The following is a 17,594-nucleotide window of genomic DNA, read 5'->3' on the forward strand; positions in this document are numbered from 1 at the left end:
ACCCACTAATGTTCTACGGTCAATGCAAAGACAACACAGGAGCACGGTATGTTGCTGAATGAACACAAGAGTAAAATTCTTTTTGAAAAGGCCGGGATTCCAGTCCCTCAGGGCGTGATCGTTTTTCCCGGTGAAGAAGCGGATTTCAAGCCAGGCTTCGCCCTTCCCTGGTTTCTGAAATCCCAAGTCCTGGTCGGCGGCCGTGGCAAGGCCGGCGCCATTCTGCGCATTGACGATGCCGACGACTTTCCCGAGGCCGCTGTCAAACTATTCCGCCTGGATATCAAAGGGGAAACAGTCCCCTTTATCCGTGTAGAACCCGGTGCGATGATCGAACGTGAATTCTATCTATCCCTGACCGTTTCCCGAGAACGCAAATGTATTCTCCTCACCGTAGGCCGCGAAGGCGGCGTGGAGATTGAAAACCACGGCAAAGACAACCTGTTTGTCCAGGAGGTCGCGCTGCCCGGAGGGCTGGCCCCCAACCAGATAAGAGCGGCTTTCTTCCACCTCGGCCTGGAAAAAAGTCAACTCAGCTCTTTCGGGGCATTGTTGACCTCTCTGTTCAAGGGAATGCTCGACAATGGGCTGCTCATGGCCGAGATCAACCCCCTGATCACCACTCCTGACGGCGAATTCCTGGCCTTGGACGGCAAGGTGGAGATTGACGACAATTATGTCGATCTCAACCCGGGTATGGATAAATATTATCAGGAAGAAAACTCCACACCCGAAGAAAACAAGGCCCGAGACGCAGGTTTGTCCTTTGTCAAACTCTCGGGCTGGGTCGGCCTCATGGTCAATGGTGCTGGCCTGGCCATGGCCACCATGGACATGCTTAACTTTTCAAAACTACCGGCCAGCAATTTCCTGGACCTAGGCGGAGCGGCTGACCAGAAACGCATGGAAATCGCCCTGGAGTTGCTCTTTGGGGACACCCAGGCCAAAGCGGTTTTCATCAACCTTTTCGGCGGAATCCTTTCCTGCGAAAAAGTTGCATTGGCTATGAAGGGCGCCCTTGCCGGGGCTGCCCCCCCAAAGCCCCTCGTGGTCCGCATGTCCGGCAAGGACGCCGAATCCGGCTTGGAAATCCTCAAAAATCTCCATGTGGACAACCTCCACATGGCCACCGACATGCAAGAGGCCATCGCAACCTTGAAAACCCTGAAGCCCAAGGCCCCCCCTGCCGTCGACTTTCCCGCCCCCATGGATAGCCCCCTCGGCAAAGCACCCAAAAATGTTGGTTACCGCAGTTCCGCGCTCTTCGACATCGACAAGGACACCCCCATTCTGGTTCAGGGCATCACCGGTCGAGAGGGGCAACTCCACACCCGCCTCATGCTTGAATACGGAGCCAATGTGGTTGCTGGCGTGACCCCCTTCAAGGGCGGACAAGAAGTGTTGGGTGTTCCAGTCTACAACTCCATAGCCGAAGCCAAGCGTTGCCATCATATCGGCGCCAGCATTATCTTTGTTCCGCCCCGCATGGCAGCGGATGCCGTGGCTGAAGCAGCAGGCAACGAAATCCCCTGGGTCATCTGCATTACCGAGGGTATCGTACAGCATGATATGCTGACCACCTTCGAACAGATCAAACGGTCCCCCACCCGCGTCATTGGCCCGAACACGCCGGGCCTGATCGTGCCCGGACAAACCAAGATAGGCATCTTGCCCACCACGCCTTTCACGGATGGCCCTGTGGCCATTCTGTCCAGAAGCGGCACGTTGACTTACGAGGTTGCAGACCGGCTGACTTCGGTCGGCATCGGCCAATCCCTGTGTGTCGGCATCGGTGGTGATCCTTTCATCGGGATCAATTTTATTGATATGTTCGAAATGATTCGTAATCATGACAAGACCAAGGCCGTGATCGTGCTCGGTGAAATCGGTGGGCAGGCTGAAGAGAATCTGGCTGAATACGTCGTCCGCACCGGGTTCGACAAACCAGTCATTTCATTTATCGCAGGCCAGACCGCTCCTCCGGGAAAACGACTTGGACATGCAGGAGCCATCCTGGATACTGGCGGCGGCATTGAAAGCAAACTCAAAACCATGAGCAACGCCGGTTTCGCTGTCTGTCCCAGTCTTGAGGCTGTTACAGAAATGACTTCAAAGGCTCTGAGATTATAGGGCAGGAAGGCTGGTCTATTATGAATCGATTAATTCAGCCAATTTTTTAAAGGCATGTTCGCTGCCAAACTTAGCAACAACTCGCTTTCGCCCGTTGTTGCCCAACTCAATGCGGCGCTCGGGGGAAAGAATCAAGGACTCAATTTTATCAGCAAAGTCAGTGACATCTTCCGGGGTTGCCAACACCCCGGTGAAACCATTCTCAATGACTTCCGGGTTTGAACTGACATCAAATGCCACCACAGGTTTCCGTGTCGCCTGCGCCTCGACCAGGGCATAGCCGAAACCTTCCCATAAAGCGGAATGAGCCAATATATCTATTGACTGATAGAACCCTTTCATCTCCTTGACAAAACCAAGAAAGAAGATGGTCTTCCCAAGTCCACGCGACCGAGCGTACTCTTTCAACTCAGTCTCAAGCTCTCCGGTCCCTGCGAGGAGAAGACGAACATCATGGCCCCGTTCCTCTAGTATTCTGACTGCTTCGATAACCAAATGTTGCCCTTTCTGTCGTGTCAGCCTGCCAACGTTCCCTATTACAATTTCTTTTCCAAGGCGCTGATATATAGGAGCAGAGGGACGCTCATCATATGAGTCAAAATCAAACCCGTTATAGATGATATTCACATTGGAAGGATCAATGAGTTCAGGGTTTTCCTTGAGAACGAGACGCCTTGTCTCGCTCGAATTACACACCATACGAGTTATGATCGATTTAAAGAGAAAACGGTTGAACGCGGAATTCCTGACGGGTACGGCTATGCCCCGCCTATAAATAATATTGCGAACTCCAACGCAACGAGCTGCCATACCTCCGATCTTGACATCGTTGGGCAGGGAAATAATGACGGAATTGATTGCATTCCGTATGAAAAGAATCATCAACCGAACCATCATCAAGGGATTGAGAAAACTCAGATTGGTGACAGGGAATCGATGGACAATTATATTTTCAAGTCCTTCAAGACGATCACCCAACACGCTCTCTTCGTTCGCAACAACGTGAACGACATAGCCATTACGGCTGGCGATACGGCTGTTCTCAAACACCCATTGTTCGCCACCGCCCCACGCCTTGCTTGTGTTGAAAAAACAGACCCTTTTCAAAACTCCCTCCATACCATAACTGTACGTTTCCAAAGGCGTGCACCCTAACCGAACTTATCCGAGCGAAGCAAGCACGAAAAACGCATGCCGCCCTGAGCGCAACGCATTGCCGTCAAAACAGCAACCACTTTGCTATCGGAATTTACCGTCTAATATCAGGTGAGAAGCGTAGCCCAGAACAAAGGCTCCATAAAACGGAATGAATCCAAGTGCCAGACCCTCCGACTGCATGAAAAACGGAATAACCAGTATGGGCAGGGGGACGACAAGCATCGCCCACCAAGTATGTGTCCAACCGCGATGAGTCCCCACAGCAGGAAGCATGGAAAACAACCCGAACCAGGCGGCCCATGCGTAAAGCCCCTTGAGGATCAGCCCGAGATCCACCAGAACAAACACCGCATAATACAGATTTTGTCCCTTGGAATTGGTATCCACATCCGGGAAAAGAGCCCCGAGAAGACAGAAACCGATCAATCCGCCGGCAAGTAGCGGCTCAAAGACCAGCCAGCCCAACAGGATGGCTCCCACCAATCCCATGACGCCAAAAAAAAGACCTCCGGCAAGATGTCCTCTGTAATCAGGCATCGCTATTACTCAATGGCAACCAGGACATTCAATCAGGACGTAGCACAGACACTGCGCACAACGAACGCCCTAGCTTCCTCATAGAGTCCGGGAATATCATAGGGGGTCAGGAACCGAGTGCGGACCGCACCGACAATATTGGCGTAAACCATGAACGCCGTCTGAGTCGCAGGCAGGTCGACAATAGATCCGTCTTCCATTCCACGAACTATAAATTCATCAATCATATCAATAAGCTCACGAAACTTTGCACCAATTTTATTTCTGTCGAGATCGGGGTTATCATCGCTGAACGGTGAACAGCGGATGATCGTAGGAAAAGTGCTTTCATTCTCGATGGTAAAATCAAGATACGCCTTGACGAACACACTGAGCGCTTCACACCCGTTCCGGGCTTCCATGGTCTTGTCACGCAGGACGGTGATCATGGTATCAATCAACTCAGAACCCGCCACCATGAACAGGTTTTCCTTGGAATCATAGTAATGAAAGACTAATCCCGAGGCTACACCGGCCTGCTCGGCAACCATCTTCATGGTTGTTCCAGCATATCCGCAACGAGCGAATATTTCCTGGGCAGCCAGGAGAATCCTCTCTTTCTTCGACATTCAGTACTCCCTTGTAAACCTTCTGAAATGGACAAATGAGACACTATCTAGTACGTGAATCCGGTTTGTTCAAGAGCAAATTCAATTCAGGAACCAATAAGAAAAGGGCGGAAGCCTCGGCCCCCACCCCTTTCTCTCAACATCTCATTAGTCCTACATAGAATCAGAATTCTGCAATTCTTCGATTTGCTTATCAATTTCTTTCTGCAGCCGGTCCGGCAGCCCCATTATGTCGGTGTTCAGAAACCCTCTGACAATGGTGGAGGTCGCTTCATTCTCGTCCAGCCCACGAGCCATGAGATATTCGATCTCTTCCTGGGCTATTTTGCCCACCGAAGCCTCGTGGGACAATTCAACGCCCTCTTCCGTGCCATCCAACTCCGGGATGGCCCAAATCCGTCCACCGCCCAGAATCAGGCCCTGACATTCCAGATGCCCCTTGCTGGGAACATGATGAGCCGCGATATGTCCTCGGTTGATGATAGTACCGCCTGCGGCAATGGTCCGGGCTATGATCTCACACCGTGTATTGGGAGCGTTCATGATCACGCGATTGCCCATATCCAGGTGCGATCCCTCGGTGGCAACCACCACGGAATTGAAGCGGGCCACGGCATTGGGACCGTTCAATGCGATGGATGGATACATCTGAAGATCCTTGACCGGCTTGAGCAAGACATAGTTATTCAGAAACGTGCCGCCCTCTTCGACAACACCGGCGGATCGGGGCCGGACAGCCACGGCATCGGACCAATTATGAACCATGGTAAAGGTCAACGAGGCATTTTTCTTCACGAAAAATTCGGATATACCCAAATGCGCCCCGGCCTTGGTCCCATGCGCCACTGAACATCCGGTGATAATGTGCGCCTCGGCCTCTTCCTCGATGATGACCATATTATGGACATTCTGGCCTACATGCTCGGATTTGAGCATGAGACAGGACTGGATGGGATCCTTGATCTTGGCACCGGCCTTGACCCGAATGAAATAGCCGCCGTGCAGATTGTCAGAGGCAGATTTGGTGAATTCGTCCTTATCCCTGTCCACCAGTGTCCAGTAGTAGTCCTTGAGGCCGTCATACTTCTTCAAGGCATCCTTGATATCCATAATCTCGACGCCTTCGTCCCTGGACTGACAGTGGACTGCGGACTGGTCCATTTGCAGATAGGAGGCCGAACGTGTGCTCAAGTCCGAAACCACACCAGCCATGAGCAGCTGGTTCTTGTCATCATCGGACAAGGCGTTCAGGTCAACGATGGCCTCCTGCTGAAGCCCGTCAAATTTGAAATCTTTCAGATCTACTTTGTTCATATGAATTTCCCTTGCGGAGTGGCTAGTTCATGCAGCGGACACATTCCTGGTAGCCGTGCTCGCGGATGTGGTCCAGAATGTCCCTGGGGCGACCCTCACAGCACAGATGCCCCTGAAACAGCACCTGACCACGGTCAGCGTTGACATAGTCAAGAATATACCCGGTGTGTGTAATGATCAGTCCAGCGGTCCGGGTCTGCTGCTTGCGCTCTTTGAGACTCAGCTCGGGAGCAACCTTGAAGTTGCCGTCCAGCACGTCCCGAGCCACTTTGCCCACCAACTGCATGTTCTCCATGTCCACGCCGGATTCCGGCTCATCAAAAAGCACCAAATCTGGTTGTTGGGCCATGAGCTGAAGCAATTCCGAACGCTTGATCTCGCCACCAGAGAATCCGGCATTGATATCCCGGTCCAGGAATTCGGTCATGTTCACAATTTCTGCAAGCATGTCGGTGTTCACGGTTCCCTTGCGGGAACACATGTCCACCAGGTGGCGGGTCCGCAGTCCATGAATGGTCGGCGGGCGCTGAAAGGACATGCCCAAACCAAGACGGGCGCGCTCGTACATGGGAGCGGAGGTGACGTCTTCACCCTTGAAAATAATTTTCCCTTTGGTGACTTCATACCCGGAGAACCCCATCAGGGCCATGAGCAGAGAAGTCTTGCCCGACCCGTTTGGTCCGAAAAGTATGAACGTCTCCCCAGCATTAATCTGGAGATTGATTCCTTTGAGAACCTCTTTGTCGCCGATGTTGACATGCAAGTCTTCTATGGTCAGCATGTATTCCCTCACTTTGAATCGATGTGCAAAAGGGTCAATACTTAAGCACGTCATGGAAGTCCAGCGATTGATACGCAGGAGGCCCCTTTCACTTGCCCCGCCGGGGGTTTTGGATGTACTCGTTTCGACCGAAGGAAGGATGAGCAATGAAGAAAAAGCGCATAAACAACCTTGGCGATCTCAAGCAGATCAAATTCAAGAAGGAAAAAGAAGACTTCTATTCCCTTCCGTATGTGAAAAATGAGCCTCCAAAGGAAAAAGTCAACCCCTGTGACGGACCTCCTGATGAAGAAATTTTTCTGGCAGCCATGCAGGGAGTCGAAAAAATGAACGACTCAGGCGGCCGCCAGGTCCCTGTGCCCGCAGAAACCGGCCCGTCCAGATGCGTCTCTCCCGAAGAGGAGGCCACCAACGACCTGCAACGGTTCATGCACGGCGACATCGAATTCGAACTCGAATACACCGAGGAATTCATGTACGGCTATGTACGCGGGTTGGATATCAAGATTTTCCAGCAACTCAAGGCCGGTTCCTTGAGCGTGGCAGCCCATCTCGACCTGCACGGCATGACTTCGGACCAGGCACGGGACAGCCTGCTTTTCTTCATTCACGAAAGCTACCTGCAAAATCATCGCTGCGTGCTGGTGGTGACCGGACGTGGCAAGAACTCCCCTGGCGGCCAGGCGATCCTGCGCACAGAGGCCGAGACCTGGCTGACCAAGGAACCGCTCAGACGCGTTGTCCTGGCCTTTTGCACTGCACAGCCCAAACACGGCGGCGCAGGAGCCCTGTATGTTCTCCTGCGCAAGCAAAAGAAGACTCAGGGCAAGGTCAAGTGGGATACCATGGTGAATTGGGACAATAACGGCTAGCCGGACCCATTGGACCGAATGAAAGCAGAGAACCCGCCCTTTCGGGCGGGTTCTTTTGTTACGCGTGTGCGGCTACAACTTCTTCAATCTTGGGTTGTTCTGCTCCACTTCCGAGGTTGGACATGCCCTTGGCAATGGACAGCTCTTCTGCGGAGAATATCTTGTTGATATCAATAATTATAATGAACTGTTCGTTCTGACGTCCCATGCCCTTGATGTATTCGGCATTGATGGCCGCACCCATCTTCGGGGCGGGTTCGATGGTATCCGGGGTCATCTCGAAAACTTCACGCACCGAATCGACCAGTGCGCCCATAATCGTGAACTCTCCTTCGAATTCGATCTCCACGATGATGATACAAGTGTCCACGGTATCCTCACCCTGGGACATGCCCAACTTCAGACGCATATCAACCACAGGTACCGCGTGGCCACGAAGGTTGATAACGCCGCGCATGAATTTGGGCGTACGTGGAATTTTGGTAATGGAGGTCAATTCCAGCACCTCCCGAACCGTTCCGATATCAAGAGCAAAAATTTCCTTGCCCAGCGTGAAGGTCAAAAACTGATTGATATCTTTCAATGCTTCATCAGCCATGCCAACCCCCTAATTAATTATCATTTATTGTCAAAAAAAACATTTTGACCATGCCATGCCCATATGAATGTTATCTAACATCCACCCATGAGCTTTTCAATTTCTTCTGTAATAACTATACACACAATCAGACAAAAACCATTATAAATATACCCACCTTTGAGCGTTGCGGCAACCATCATCCATAGAACTTAAATAATTTTCAAAAATAACACCATGTTGACTTTTTTTCTCAAAAAATGATTGACAACTTTCACAGGCGCGGCTAGTTACTCACTTCGCGTCGGGATGTAGCGCAGTCTGGGAGCGCACTTGAATGGGGTTCAAGGGGCCGGAGGTTCAAATCCTCTCATCCCGACCAAACGATGAGATACCCCGCTGGACCGAATCAAATCGGTCCGGCGTTTCATCGAAAACAGACGGAATGCTGACGTAGCTCAATCGGTAGAGCGCGTCCTTGGTAAGGACGAGGTAGGCAGTTCAATCCTGCTCGTCAGCTCCATATATATAAGAAAATCGCCTTTCGAATGAGAGGCGATTTTCTTTTTTCGTGCATTGTTCCGAGGTCCCAACGACTTCCAGGGATAATTCTGTACCTGTAAAGCTCCCCGTCTCAGGTCCAGCACTTTATGCGAATTTCCGGCCTTCTTCGGATTCATCCATGCCGGGCATGAAGCCCGAAGAAGCAATGAAAAGAACTGCTGCCGCAGTCTATTGCTGCAACAGAATTGTCGTGTTAATGTACAATAAAATATTCAATAAACAAATAGTTGCAACCTGTTCTGCATCCCATGTGAATCTCGGGACACTTGTCATTAACCAACTTGATTTGCACAGGAAAACATATAAAATATACTTTCAAGAAAGTTTGTCCGCTGGTAATAAGGCTTGAGCGAAAAGGGATTACAAATGAACTTTAAAAAAATGATAAAATCCTTCAAGCTGTTCATAATCATTCTATTGTTTGGTCTTGTTGGAGCTGCGAAAGCTCAAGAACTTACAATTTATGTAGACAACTGGCCTCCATATAACTTCATAAAAAATGACAAGATTGTTGGGATTAGCACGGAGTTGATAGAAGCAGCGTTACAAAGGGCTAACATTCAATACAAACTTGTTAAATATCCCTTTAAACGAGGCTTAGCTACTGTGCGGAGCACTCCATACACAATGCTCTATACGGCGGCGCGCATTCCTCAACGCGAAGATGAGTTCGCATGGATTGGCCCACTCCATCCCAGAAAAGTATATCTTTTTAAACTGAGTAACCGAACTGATATTCAGATCAATGAATTAGAAGATATTAAAAAATATCGTACAGGCGTCCTTTCAGGGGGGTCCGTTGAACAATTTTTCATCGACAGTGGCCTTTCTGATGAATATTATCATTTAGTCAATTACTCTGTGCAATTATTGAAAATGCTGCTTATAGGACGGTTCGATCTTATCCCAGGCGACCCTTTGGATTTAGCCTATCAAATGAAGAGTTTGGGATCCAAATATTCGGAGCTTGAAGTGGCATATTTATTATCTGACGAAGGCGGTTATTACATGGTAGCAAACAAAGAGACTCCTGTTGAGATTCTCGTAAAGATTCAGGAATCTTTGGAAGAGGTCATAGCAACAGGCCTCAGAGACCGAGTTATAGAAAAATATTTAAGGTAAGCGGGTTTAAGGTAATCCCTTAACGGCCATGCAGATTCAAGACTAGGAAAAGTGCGAATAAGTCCCTGCTACCATGGGGAGTGCCAAGAATCCTTAAATTGGTACCACTTTTCTTGATCGTTACCTTGTCCCCGTGAAATGGAATGAATGACAGATAAAATCCATGACAAGCACTCCCGAAAGGATTGTCATATCTTGTAGCGATATTCAAAATTATCCCCGATTATTATATCTCACTCACCACGTCTTCACCCCGGCAAAGACAACAAAAAAGGATGCCAACACTATCAGCTGATATCCTTGTGAAATATGGTGCCCCCGGTGCGATTCGAATACGCGGCACCAGGATTAGGAATCCTAAATGTTGCTTTACCCCTGAATCAGATGGCGCCCCCCCATAGCGTCAGCTCCATATATCAAAACCGCCAGTCCAAAGACCGGCGGTTTTCTCATTTCGAAGACCGTACAGCGACTCTACCCGCTCCCGCTGTAGATCGTCCCGGTATCCCGAGCAATGAGATCGGCCAGCAACTGCTCAAGGGAATAATCGGGGTCGGACGGCTTTCGCAGCTGTGCGGCCTGATCCAGCAATTGGGCCTGACTCTGAAGATTGAGTTCCTGAGACTGTAAGCTGTCTTCCTTGCCCTCGTAGACGTTCAAGATCGAAGACATCTCGCTTTGTAGGGTCTGCACGTATCCGAGCTGAGTGGCCCTGGTGCCGTCTGCACCGAGATCGGTACCGTCCAGGTCTGCCCAGGCCACACCACTGGACGGAGTGTCCACGGAATGAAAAGTGATGTTGAATCCGCCATCCTTGCTGGACTGAATATACACATTCCCGTTGGCGTCGATCTGATCAGTACCCCACTGGGAACTGTCCAGCATGGCAATACCGTTGAAATCCGCATTGGAAATGGTGCCGTTGATCTTATCCACCAGAGCATCGTAATCGCTCTGTACCACGGCGCTGGTACCGTCCAACTCTCCTGAGTTGATCTTGTCGATCATGTCTTCCATGTCATTGAGGGCGTCATTGATCGTCGCCATCTCGGTCCGGGCCACCCCCATCATGGATGCGGCCTCGCCCACATTCCTAGACGCCTGCCGGACAGCAGCGGCATCGCCTCTCAATGTGCCGCTGATGGCTTCCTCAAAGGGATTGGTGAATGTCGCGGCTCTGACTGGCGCACCCAGCACCAGGCTGCGAAGATCCCTCCCGACGCCCGAAGCCCCAAACAGCTTATTGGTCAGCATGTCCTGCTGAAGAAGCTGCATGGAGTAGTCGTAGAGATAACTCTTTTCTATGTCGGTCAGGGCCATGACGTCTCCAATGAACTCTAGTTTCCCAGATGTGTTATCGGCTGTCCGGGCAATATCTTTAGAGGGCATGAACACTTTTTCCATCCCATGAAAAAGGCCAGCTTCCGCTGGCCTTTAAAGTTGATATCAATCTAATCTCATTGTACAAATTCAGCCATCTTTGCGAAGACGGCATGACCGCTGTCATGGCGTTCGACGCCACATACATCCTCAAGCTTATCCACCTGCTTGATCATTTGATCCAATCGCTGATCGGCATTGACCAGAAGCCATATCTTGCTCGTGGCGCCACCATTGACCGGCATACAGGCAATGCCTTCCACATTATAGGCCCGACGAGCAAACAGCCCACAGATATGGGACATCACGCCGGGATGATTTTTCACCAAAAGTTCAATAACAGTTTGTTTACACATGATTTTCTCCTCCTATCATTTCGGAGTTCGCGGCTCCTGGAGGAACCATCGGATACACCGGTTCGTCCGGGCTGATGGGCACGTGAATGAGACAAGGACCGGGTGCGGCCAGGGCCTCGGCCAAGGTCCGGGCTGGATCATTACTGGTTCCCAAGTCATAGGCGCCGATTCCGAACCCTTCAGCAATCTTGATAAAATCAACCGACTTCGAATAATCGGAAGCAGTATACCGCTTGCCATAAAAGAGGTCCTGCTGTTGACGGACAAGGCCGAGCGCATTGTTATTGGTCAATATTATCTTGATCGGAATATCATACTCCATGGCCGTTGCCAGATCCTGAATATTCATCATGATGGACCCGTCGCCGCTGAAACAGACTACCGGCTTGTCCGGAGCGGCCAGGGCGGCCCCTATGGCGGCAGGCATTCCGAATCCCATGGTTCCAAGGCCGCCGGAGGTCAGCCACTGCCGAGGATACTTGAATGGGTACACCTGGGCCGTACGCATCTGATGCTGCCCCACGTCAGTGCAAATGACCGCGCTCTCCCCAACCAGCTCAGCCGTCTTGAGAATGACCCCGTATGGAGACATGGGATCTTCGGCCTGCGGAATAACCATGGGGTTGGCTTCCTTGAGTTGCCGGATATCCTCGTTCCATACGGATCGTTTCCTTTCTTTGATAAGTGGAATCAAGGCCTTGAGCACCTCGCCAACGTCACCTGTGACAGAGGCGTGGGCCGTTTTGATCTTGTCGAGTTCACTGGGGTCGATGTCCATGTGGATGACCTTGGCCTTGGGACAGAAATCCGGCACCTTACCTGTGGCCCGGTCATCAAAACGCACACCCACGGCAATGAGCAGGTCACATTCCTCAAGAGCCATATTGGTATATCGGGCTGCATGCATGCCCAGCATCCCCAAACTCAAAGGATGATCAGTGGGCATGATCCCCAGCCCCATGAGGGTCACGACGGACGGAATTCCCCCCTTTTCGGCCATGGCCAAGGCCTGGGGCGCCGAATCGGACTGGATCACGCCTCCTCCGAGGTACAAAATCGGTTTCTCCGCCTTGTTGATCATGCCCGCAGCATGCTCAATTTCGCCCGGAAACAGCTCCGGGGTTGGCACGGGCTGTCCTGGGTCGGGCCAGACGTCAAACTCCAACTGAGCCGCCTGGACATCCTTGGGCACGTCGATGACCACAGGTCCGGGGCGACCGCTGGAAGCGATCCGGAAGGCGGCAGGGATGACCTCAAGCAATTCCTCCACGGAACGGACCAGAAAATTGTGTTTGGTGATGGGAACGCTCAGACCGTAGGTGTCCACTTCCTGGAAGGCATCGGTGCCGATCATGGACAGGGGCACTTGGCCGGTGATGCAGATGATGGGGATGGAATCCAACTTGGCATCGGCTATGGCCGTCAGGGTATTGGTGGCTCCGGGACCGGAAGTCGCAAAGAAAACCGCAGGTTTGCCACTGACGCGGGCCATGCCTTGGGCAATGAATCCGGCTCCCTGTTCGTGTCGGGTCAGTATATGCCGGATGGCGTCGCTGCGTCCGAGTGCGTCGTACATGGGCAGGTTCGCGCCTCCGGGAATTCCGGCGATGGTTTTAATGCCCTGTCGTTCCAATAATTTGATGATGATTTCCGCACCGCTGAGTTTCATTTGAAAGCCTCCTGTTTGTCTCGTCTGCCTGCAGCCGCTACGGGGTCAAAAGAAAAACCCCCGCCGGCTCGCACCGACGGGGGTTGAAAAATCGCTTGATACCTACCCGCTATGGCGCGTCCGAGAGAACACCACGTACTACTACGTCTACTACGACGAGTACGCTGACCACGGCTAGGCTGGTGGGAATAAGGGAAATGGTGTTTTCTAAGCGCGACATGAAAAATCCTTTTGTTCTTAAGGAATTTGACTAACCGCCGCAAAAAGAAAGGTCAAGGGTTTTCCACAAACTGTCATGCACTTGCCTTTTTCCCTCCATAACCTTACTTCACTTGGCATCATCATTCAGGAGTTCGCCATGCACATTCTCATTGTCCTAGCCCACCCCGACAAGCACAGCTTCAATCACGCCATTGCGGCTCAAGCGGCAGCAACGCTGAAACACAACGGCCATGCCGTCATTCTTTACGACCTTTACGCGGAAGGCTTTGACCCCAATCTGCCTGCCCACGAAATTCCCCGCAATGCCACCCTGCCCGACCCTATCGACAACCATTGCAAACAAACGGCGCAAGCCGACGGCATCATTATTGTTCATCCCAACTGGTGGGGTATGCCGCCCGCCATTCTGGCCGGATGGGTGGATCGGATCATGCGGCCAGGCGTGGCCTACGAATTCGTGGAAGGCGACAGTGGAGAAGGTGTGCCCGTGGGATTACTCAAGGCGGACAAGGCCATCATCTTCAACACCTCGAACACCTCTGCCCAAAGGGAAAAAACCATTTTCGGCGACCCGCTGGAACGCATTTGGAAGAACTGCATTTTCGACTTGTGCGGAGTTGGGGACATCACTCGACACATGTTTCAAATCATCGTCACCAGCAGCCATGAAGAACGGCTGCAATGGCTGGAGGAAGTGGCAACAATCGTGACCGATAAATTCCCTCCAAGGGCTTGATCAAAATACAGGTCAGGCCTTGAAGCGTCTACGATCACGCATGATCCCCCTGCCTACAATCTGTCCACCGCCAACCAGAAAGCCCCTGCCCCAACCAACAGCCGGACCACATGGCCCACGTGAAAATGGTAACCCCAGTCGATGGTGAACATGGCGACCACAGCCACCACAAACCCGATCAGGATACACTTTCGCCAAATATTCAATCGCAACAGGTTCATCATTAAGCTCCAAAAAAGGGTTACGACGTATCGTAACCCTTTTGTTTTACGTTAGATCACTACTCGTGGGCACCCTACTTTCCGGCGGGCTTGCGTTTGACCGCCCTTTTCCTGGCGGACGTTTTCTCTTCCTTAGCATCCTTACCGAACACAGCCAAGCGGTCAGCCAGCAGTTTGAGCTTATCGTCCACCAATCTATTGATGGTATTGGCGGGATAGGAACCGCTCTTTTTCCTGCTCCCCGCCTTGACCCCGGTGAGAATCTCGATCCCCTCGTCAATGGTCCTGACGGACCATACATGGAACTTCCCGGCCTTGACCGCCTCGACAACCTCATCGCGCAACATCAAATCCTTGACATTGGGGTGCGGAATCATGACCCCCTGCTTTCCGTTCAGTCCGGCATTCTTGCAGCACAAATAAAACCCTTCGATCTTCTGGTTCACACCGCCGATGGGCTGCACCTCGCCATACTGATTCACGGAACCGGTCACGGCTATATATTGCCGAATGGGGACCTCGGACAGACTCGACAACAAGGCATACAGCTCCGTGGACGAAGCAGAATCGCCATCTATGCCGCCATAGGACTGTTCAAAGGCAATGCTGGCTGCCAGGGACATGGGTTTATCCTGGGCAAAACGACTGCGTAAGAAACCAGAAAGAATGAGCATACCCTTGTTGTGACTGGGACCGGACATGTCGGCCTCACGCTCGATGTTGATAATGCCATCCTTGCCGATCGAGGTAACTGCGGTGATACGGGTAGGTTTGCCGAACATGTAATCACCCAAGGAATACACAGCCAGGCCATTGACCTGGCCCACCGCCTCGCCATCCGTGTCCACGAACAGACTACCCCGGTCGATCATTTCCTGGATGCGCTCTTCCACCTGATTGGCACGATACACCTTGGCTTCAATGGCCGCCTTGACGTGCTTTCCGGTTACTATGGCAGACTTGGCCAGCCCGGCATAATAATCGGCTTCGCTCAAAAGATCACCCATGGCCGGAAAGGCGGTGGATATTTTTTCCTGCCTGCCTGCCCAGCGCACGGCCTCTTCCATGACAGTCGCCACGCCGCCCACGTCAAAGGGCTTGAGCTTGTCCCGATCAACGACCGTCTTGATGAGCCTTGCAACCTGGTGCACGGAGTCGTCGTTGAGGTCCATGCTCGAAGCATAATCGGCCCGGACCTTGAATATCTTGGAAACATCCTCGTCATAATTTTTCAAAATGGCATAGAGATAGGGGCTTCCAAGCACCACGACCTTCACCGCCATGTCAATGGGTTCCGGTTTGAGACCGGTTGAACTGATGAAGTAATACGGGTCAAAGGTCTCAATCTCGATCTTTTCCGTCTTGAGGGCCCGCTTGAGGGTCTGCCAGACCCCCGGCTCCATGATCGCATCCATAAGGTTGATCACGAGATACCCACCGTTGGCCTTGATGAACGACCCGGCCGTGATCTTGGTGTAATCCGTATGCCAGCCCCCGTTGTGGTTCATAATCCGCTCGATGCTGCCGAACAGATTGCGATAGGTGGGATAGGACTCCACGATAACCGGCGGCCCCTGAGTCTCGGAATTGTCCACCAGCAAATTGACCTGATACGGACGAAAGACAATCTCAGGAGACGGTCCCGGCATCATCATGCCGGGTATGGGTCCCGGCTGGCCCTGGCCGCCGAGGGCCTTGATGCTGTCCAGCTCGTCAACCATGTTCTCAAGAACAGAATCAAGATATTTCGATACCTTCTCATCTGGGTATGTCTCTCGAACAGGCTTTATGAAATCCTGGGCCAGAGCCAGGAACATGAGACGATCCACTTCTTGATGCTTTTCGCCGACTTCTTTTTGGATGTTCTTGAGTTCCTGGACAATATGATCGATTTCTTCCTTGAGCTCCAACCTCTTGTCGCGAAGCTGCTCATATTCCTCGCGGGGAAACCGCCCCTTTTCCACCAACTCCTCCAGCTCGATCATGCGACGAGGCTCACCATCGACCAGGGGGACCACATCCGGGCGCTGGATGGGACCCATCTGCATGCGCACAACCACCAAACCGGTATCCTTCACCTGCTCCTCAATGGCCTTATAAAAATTCATGACCTTTTTTTCATGCGCTTCAGCTATCTGATTCTTGCGGGCAATGTATTCCTCGCTCTCAAAAAGCTGCGGGGCTTCACGTTTCACGAAATCAAGAAAATCCTGCATGGCCTTCTTGAAATACGCCCCCTGACCGGGCTCGAACCTGAGCATAATCGGTGCTTCCGGGTGCTTGAAATTATTAACATAACACAAATCACAAGGCGTCTCCGTCTTGTCGCCCATTTCTGCAAGGAGCTTTTTCACGGTAGACAAACGCCCAATGCCGGGTTCACCTGTGACAAATATATTGTACCCCTTTTTGAGCATCCCCATGCCGAACCGGAAGGCTTCAACCCCCCTGCCCTGACCGATAATGTCTGTCTGCGCTTCAAGATCGTCAGTGGTCTTGATGGAAAGCTGCTTCGGTCCCGGTGTCCACTTCAGCTTGTCGAGAGGCACTTCGAATGTACTGTTCTTCTTTACCATCTTCCATCTCCGTATATTGCTATTTCTTTGCGATCTCGATGTTTTGCCCAAGTTGAGTAGTGCTCTTGGGCAGTCTGATCACCAAAATTCCATCTTCAAATTCGGCCAAGACCTCATCTCTTCTGACGACACACGGCAACCGCAGTTCCCTCCTGAAGGTCCGCAACCGGCTGCGTCCAATCCGTGATCCAACGGACTTGGCAGAAACGGTCAGGCGTGTGTCCGAAACTGAAACAAGGACATCATCCGGGCTCATGTTGCCCAGTTCCAGCCGCACCACCAGAACATTTCCCTCCTCATAAAGCTCAAGATCCCCCGCCATACGGCAAACCATGACCGGCAGATCGAAGTCTGCACACAAATCATCAAAAAGCCGGTCTACTTCACTGCGCATGCGTATGATCTCACCACGACTCCAGCGTTTCAAATTAGCCATTGACAATCAGCCTCCTGTCCAAACCCATTGAACAAAACTACCTGTACTGCAAAATATAGATAGACCATATAACACTAAGTAGAAAAAAGACAGGGGCTTGACGTTTTTCCGTCAAGCCCCTGTCCGTTCGCCAAAAGCCCAAAAGGGTTACAATCTGCGAAAGAGATTCGATACGGCCAAGATAACAAAGCCCGTGGAGACGAGCCAAAAGGGACGGACGGCATCTTCAAGGGCCGGAACCGACATGACATCGATTTGGATGAAAATGCCCAGAAGGCCGATAATAACGGCTACAATCCAGGTGAGCAATTGCGGGGCGCTGAGATTCATAGGGT

The 17,594-nt window shown here is 51.7% G+C and carries 17 protein-coding genes and 2 tRNA genes; 6 read left to right on the top strand and 13 right to left on the bottom strand.

All coding sequences use genetic code 11. The annotated features are described in order from the left end of the window. Positions 1 to 48: 48 nt before the first annotated feature. Positions 49 to 2,130: a succinate--CoA ligase subunit alpha gene (gene sucD / locus DWB63_RS04515; RefSeq protein WP_128327623.1), complete on the top strand. Its 2,082-nt coding sequence runs from the start codon at positions 49 to 51 to the stop codon at positions 2,128 to 2,130. A gap of 18 nt (positions 2,131 to 2,148) precedes the next feature. Here the strand turns inward: sucD and DWB63_RS04520 are convergent, their stop codons facing one another. The 5 genes from DWB63_RS04520 to DWB63_RS04540 all read right to left on the bottom strand — a co-directional run bounded on the left by DWB63_RS04520 (position 2,149) and on the right by DWB63_RS04540 (position 6,528). After that, positions 2,149 to 3,237: a glycosyltransferase gene (locus DWB63_RS04520; protein ID WP_241648620.1), complete on the bottom strand. Its 1,089-nt coding sequence runs from the start codon at positions 3,235 to 3,237 to the stop codon at positions 2,149 to 2,151. A gap of 132 nt (positions 3,238 to 3,369) precedes the next feature. Further along, positions 3,370 to 3,825, bottom strand: coding sequence for a metal-dependent hydrolase (locus DWB63_RS04525; protein WP_128327624.1), 456 nt, complete (start codon positions 3,823 to 3,825; stop codon positions 3,370 to 3,372). 32 nt (positions 3,826 to 3,857) lie between these two features. Next, entirely contained in the window at positions 3,858 to 4,433 is a 576-nt protein-coding gene (locus tag DWB63_RS04530) for a TetR/AcrR family transcriptional regulator (protein WP_128327625.1), read from the bottom strand. A 153-nt stretch (positions 4,434 to 4,586) separates the two neighbouring features. Continuing rightward, positions 4,587 to 5,747 carry a SufD family Fe-S cluster assembly protein gene (locus DWB63_RS04535; protein ID WP_128327626.1) on the bottom strand — a complete coding sequence of 387 codons (1,161 nt, stop codon included), beginning with the start codon at positions 5,745 to 5,747 and terminating at the stop codon, positions 4,587 to 4,589. Positions 5,748 to 5,769: 22 nt separating this feature from the next. Next, the gene (locus tag DWB63_RS04540) at positions 5,770 to 6,528 is read right to left on the bottom strand and encodes an ABC transporter ATP-binding protein (RefSeq protein ID WP_128327627.1); all 759 of its coding nucleotides are present in this window, start codon (positions 6,526 to 6,528) and stop codon (positions 5,770 to 5,772) included. Between the two features lie 146 nt (positions 6,529 to 6,674). Between DWB63_RS04540 and DWB63_RS04545 the strand changes: the two genes are divergently transcribed. Further along, complete coding sequence (locus DWB63_RS04545; protein WP_128327628.1) at positions 6,675 to 7,400, top strand: Smr/MutS family protein; 726 nt, start codon at positions 6,675 to 6,677, stop codon at positions 7,398 to 7,400. A 58-nt stretch (positions 7,401 to 7,458) separates the two neighbouring features. On the opposite strand, the gene DWB63_RS04550 is transcribed toward DWB63_RS04545, so the two are convergent. After that, entirely contained in the window at positions 7,459 to 7,998 is a 540-nt protein-coding gene (locus tag DWB63_RS04550) for a chemotaxis protein CheW (protein WP_128327629.1), read from the bottom strand. Between the two features lie 284 nt (positions 7,999 to 8,282). On the opposite strand from DWB63_RS04550, the gene DWB63_RS04555 reads away from it, so the two are divergent. The 3 genes from DWB63_RS04555 (at position 8,283) to DWB63_RS04565 (ending at position 9,663) form a co-directional block, all read left to right on the top strand. Further along, positions 8,283 to 8,359, top strand: a tRNA-Pro gene (locus DWB63_RS04555). 65 nt (positions 8,360 to 8,424) lie between these two features. Further along, positions 8,425 to 8,500 (top strand) — tRNA-Thr (locus DWB63_RS04560). 407 nt (positions 8,501 to 8,907) lie between these two features. Next, a complete protein-coding gene (locus DWB63_RS04565) occupies positions 8,908 to 9,663 on the top strand; it encodes a transporter substrate-binding domain-containing protein (protein WP_128327630.1) in 756 nt (251 codons plus the stop codon). A 474-nt stretch (positions 9,664 to 10,137) separates the two neighbouring features. Here DWB63_RS04565 and DWB63_RS04570 read toward each other — a convergent pair whose 3' ends face one another. From DWB63_RS04570 to ilvB, 3 genes are all read right to left on the bottom strand, one after another. Beyond that, positions 10,138 to 10,983: a flagellin gene (locus DWB63_RS04570; protein ID WP_128327631.1), complete on the bottom strand. Its 846-nt coding sequence runs from the start codon at positions 10,981 to 10,983 to the stop codon at positions 10,138 to 10,140. Between the two features lie 137 nt (positions 10,984 to 11,120). Then, complete coding sequence (gene ilvN, locus DWB63_RS04575) at positions 11,121 to 11,399, bottom strand: acetolactate synthase small subunit (RefSeq protein WP_128327632.1); 279 nt, start codon at positions 11,397 to 11,399, stop codon at positions 11,121 to 11,123. Beyond that, positions 11,392 to 13,068 (bottom strand): acetolactate synthase large subunit, encoded by a 1,677-nt coding sequence (ilvB, locus tag DWB63_RS04580; protein WP_128327633.1) that lies wholly within the window; start codon positions 13,066 to 13,068, stop codon positions 11,392 to 11,394. Before ilvB ends, ilvN begins: the two co-directional genes overlap by 8 nt. A 358-nt stretch (positions 13,069 to 13,426) precedes the next feature. Here ilvB and DWB63_RS04585 point away from each other — a divergent pair, with 358 nt between their 5' ends. Further along, positions 13,427 to 14,026 (top strand): NAD(P)H-dependent oxidoreductase, encoded by a 600-nt coding sequence (locus tag DWB63_RS04585; RefSeq protein ID WP_128327634.1) that lies wholly within the window; start codon positions 13,427 to 13,429, stop codon positions 14,024 to 14,026. A 53-nt stretch (positions 14,027 to 14,079) separates the two neighbouring features. Here DWB63_RS04585 and DWB63_RS17210 read toward each other — a convergent pair whose 3' ends face one another. The 4 genes from DWB63_RS17210 to DWB63_RS04600 all read right to left on the bottom strand — a co-directional run bounded on the left by DWB63_RS17210 (position 14,080) and on the right by DWB63_RS04600 (position 17,589). Further along, on the bottom strand, positions 14,080 to 14,250 hold the full coding sequence (locus tag DWB63_RS17210) for a hypothetical protein (protein ID WP_206613138.1): 171 nt from the start codon (positions 14,248 to 14,250) through the stop codon (positions 14,080 to 14,082). A gap of 71 nt (positions 14,251 to 14,321) precedes the next feature. Further along, a complete protein-coding gene (locus DWB63_RS04590) occupies positions 14,322 to 16,823 on the bottom strand; it encodes an AAA family ATPase (RefSeq protein WP_128327635.1) in 2,502 nt (833 codons plus the stop codon). Between the two features lie 19 nt (positions 16,824 to 16,842). Next, complete coding sequence (locus DWB63_RS04595) at positions 16,843 to 17,259, bottom strand: Hsp20/alpha crystallin family protein (protein WP_128327636.1); 417 nt, start codon at positions 17,257 to 17,259, stop codon at positions 16,843 to 16,845. 147 nt (positions 17,260 to 17,406) lie between these two features. Continuing rightward, a complete protein-coding gene (locus DWB63_RS04600) occupies positions 17,407 to 17,589 on the bottom strand; it encodes a hypothetical protein (RefSeq protein WP_128327637.1) in 183 nt (60 codons plus the stop codon). Positions 17,590 to 17,594: the final 5 nt, after the last annotated feature.

The organism is Pseudodesulfovibrio sp. S3 (assembly GCF_004025585.1).
GTDB lineage: Bacteria > Desulfobacterota > Desulfovibrionia > Desulfovibrionales > Desulfovibrionaceae > Pseudodesulfovibrio.

Coding starts and splice junctions, on each gene's coding strand:
- sucD (WP_128327623.1), top strand. CDS start 49: ATGTTGCTGAATGAACACAAGAGTAAAATTCTTTTTGAAAAGGCCGGG.
- DWB63_RS04525 (WP_128327624.1), bottom strand. CDS start 3,825: ATGCCTGATTACAGAGGACATCTTGCCGGAGGTCTTTTTTTTGGCGTC.
- DWB63_RS04530 (WP_128327625.1), bottom strand. CDS start 4,433: ATGTCGAAGAAAGAGAGGATTCTCCTGGCTGCCCAGGAAATATTCGCT.
- DWB63_RS04535 (WP_128327626.1), bottom strand. CDS start 5,747: ATGAACAAAGTAGATCTGAAAGATTTCAAATTTGACGGGCTTCAGCAG.
- DWB63_RS04540 (WP_128327627.1), bottom strand. CDS start 6,528: ATGCTGACCATAGAAGACTTGCATGTCAACATCGGCGACAAAGAGGTT.
- DWB63_RS04545 (WP_128327628.1), top strand. CDS start 6,675: ATGAAGAAAAAGCGCATAAACAACCTTGGCGATCTCAAGCAGATCAAA.
- DWB63_RS04550 (WP_128327629.1), bottom strand. CDS start 7,998: ATGGCTGATGAAGCATTGAAAGATATCAATCAGTTTTTGACCTTCACG.
- DWB63_RS04565 (WP_128327630.1), top strand. CDS start 8,908: ATGAACTTTAAAAAAATGATAAAATCCTTCAAGCTGTTCATAATCATT.
- DWB63_RS04570 (WP_128327631.1), bottom strand. CDS start 10,983: ATGGCCCTGACCGACATAGAAAAGAGTTATCTCTACGACTACTCCATG.
- ilvN (WP_128327632.1), bottom strand. CDS start 11,399: ATGTGTAAACAAACTGTTATTGAACTTTTGGTGAAAAATCATCCCGGC.
- ilvB (WP_128327633.1), bottom strand. CDS start 13,068: ATGAAACTCAGCGGTGCGGAAATCATCATCAAATTATTGGAACGACAG.
- DWB63_RS04585 (WP_128327634.1), top strand. CDS start 13,427: ATGCACATTCTCATTGTCCTAGCCCACCCCGACAAGCACAGCTTCAAT.
- DWB63_RS17210 (WP_206613138.1), bottom strand. CDS start 14,250: ATGATGAACCTGTTGCGATTGAATATTTGGCGAAAGTGTATCCTGATC.
- DWB63_RS04590 (WP_128327635.1), bottom strand. CDS start 16,823: ATGGTAAAGAAGAACAGTACATTCGAAGTGCCTCTCGACAAGCTGAAG.
- DWB63_RS04595 (WP_128327636.1), bottom strand. CDS start 17,259: ATGGCTAATTTGAAACGCTGGAGTCGTGGTGAGATCATACGCATGCGC.
- DWB63_RS04600 (WP_128327637.1), bottom strand. CDS start 17,589: ATGAATCTCAGCGCCCCGCAATTGCTCACCTGGATTGTAGCCGTTATT.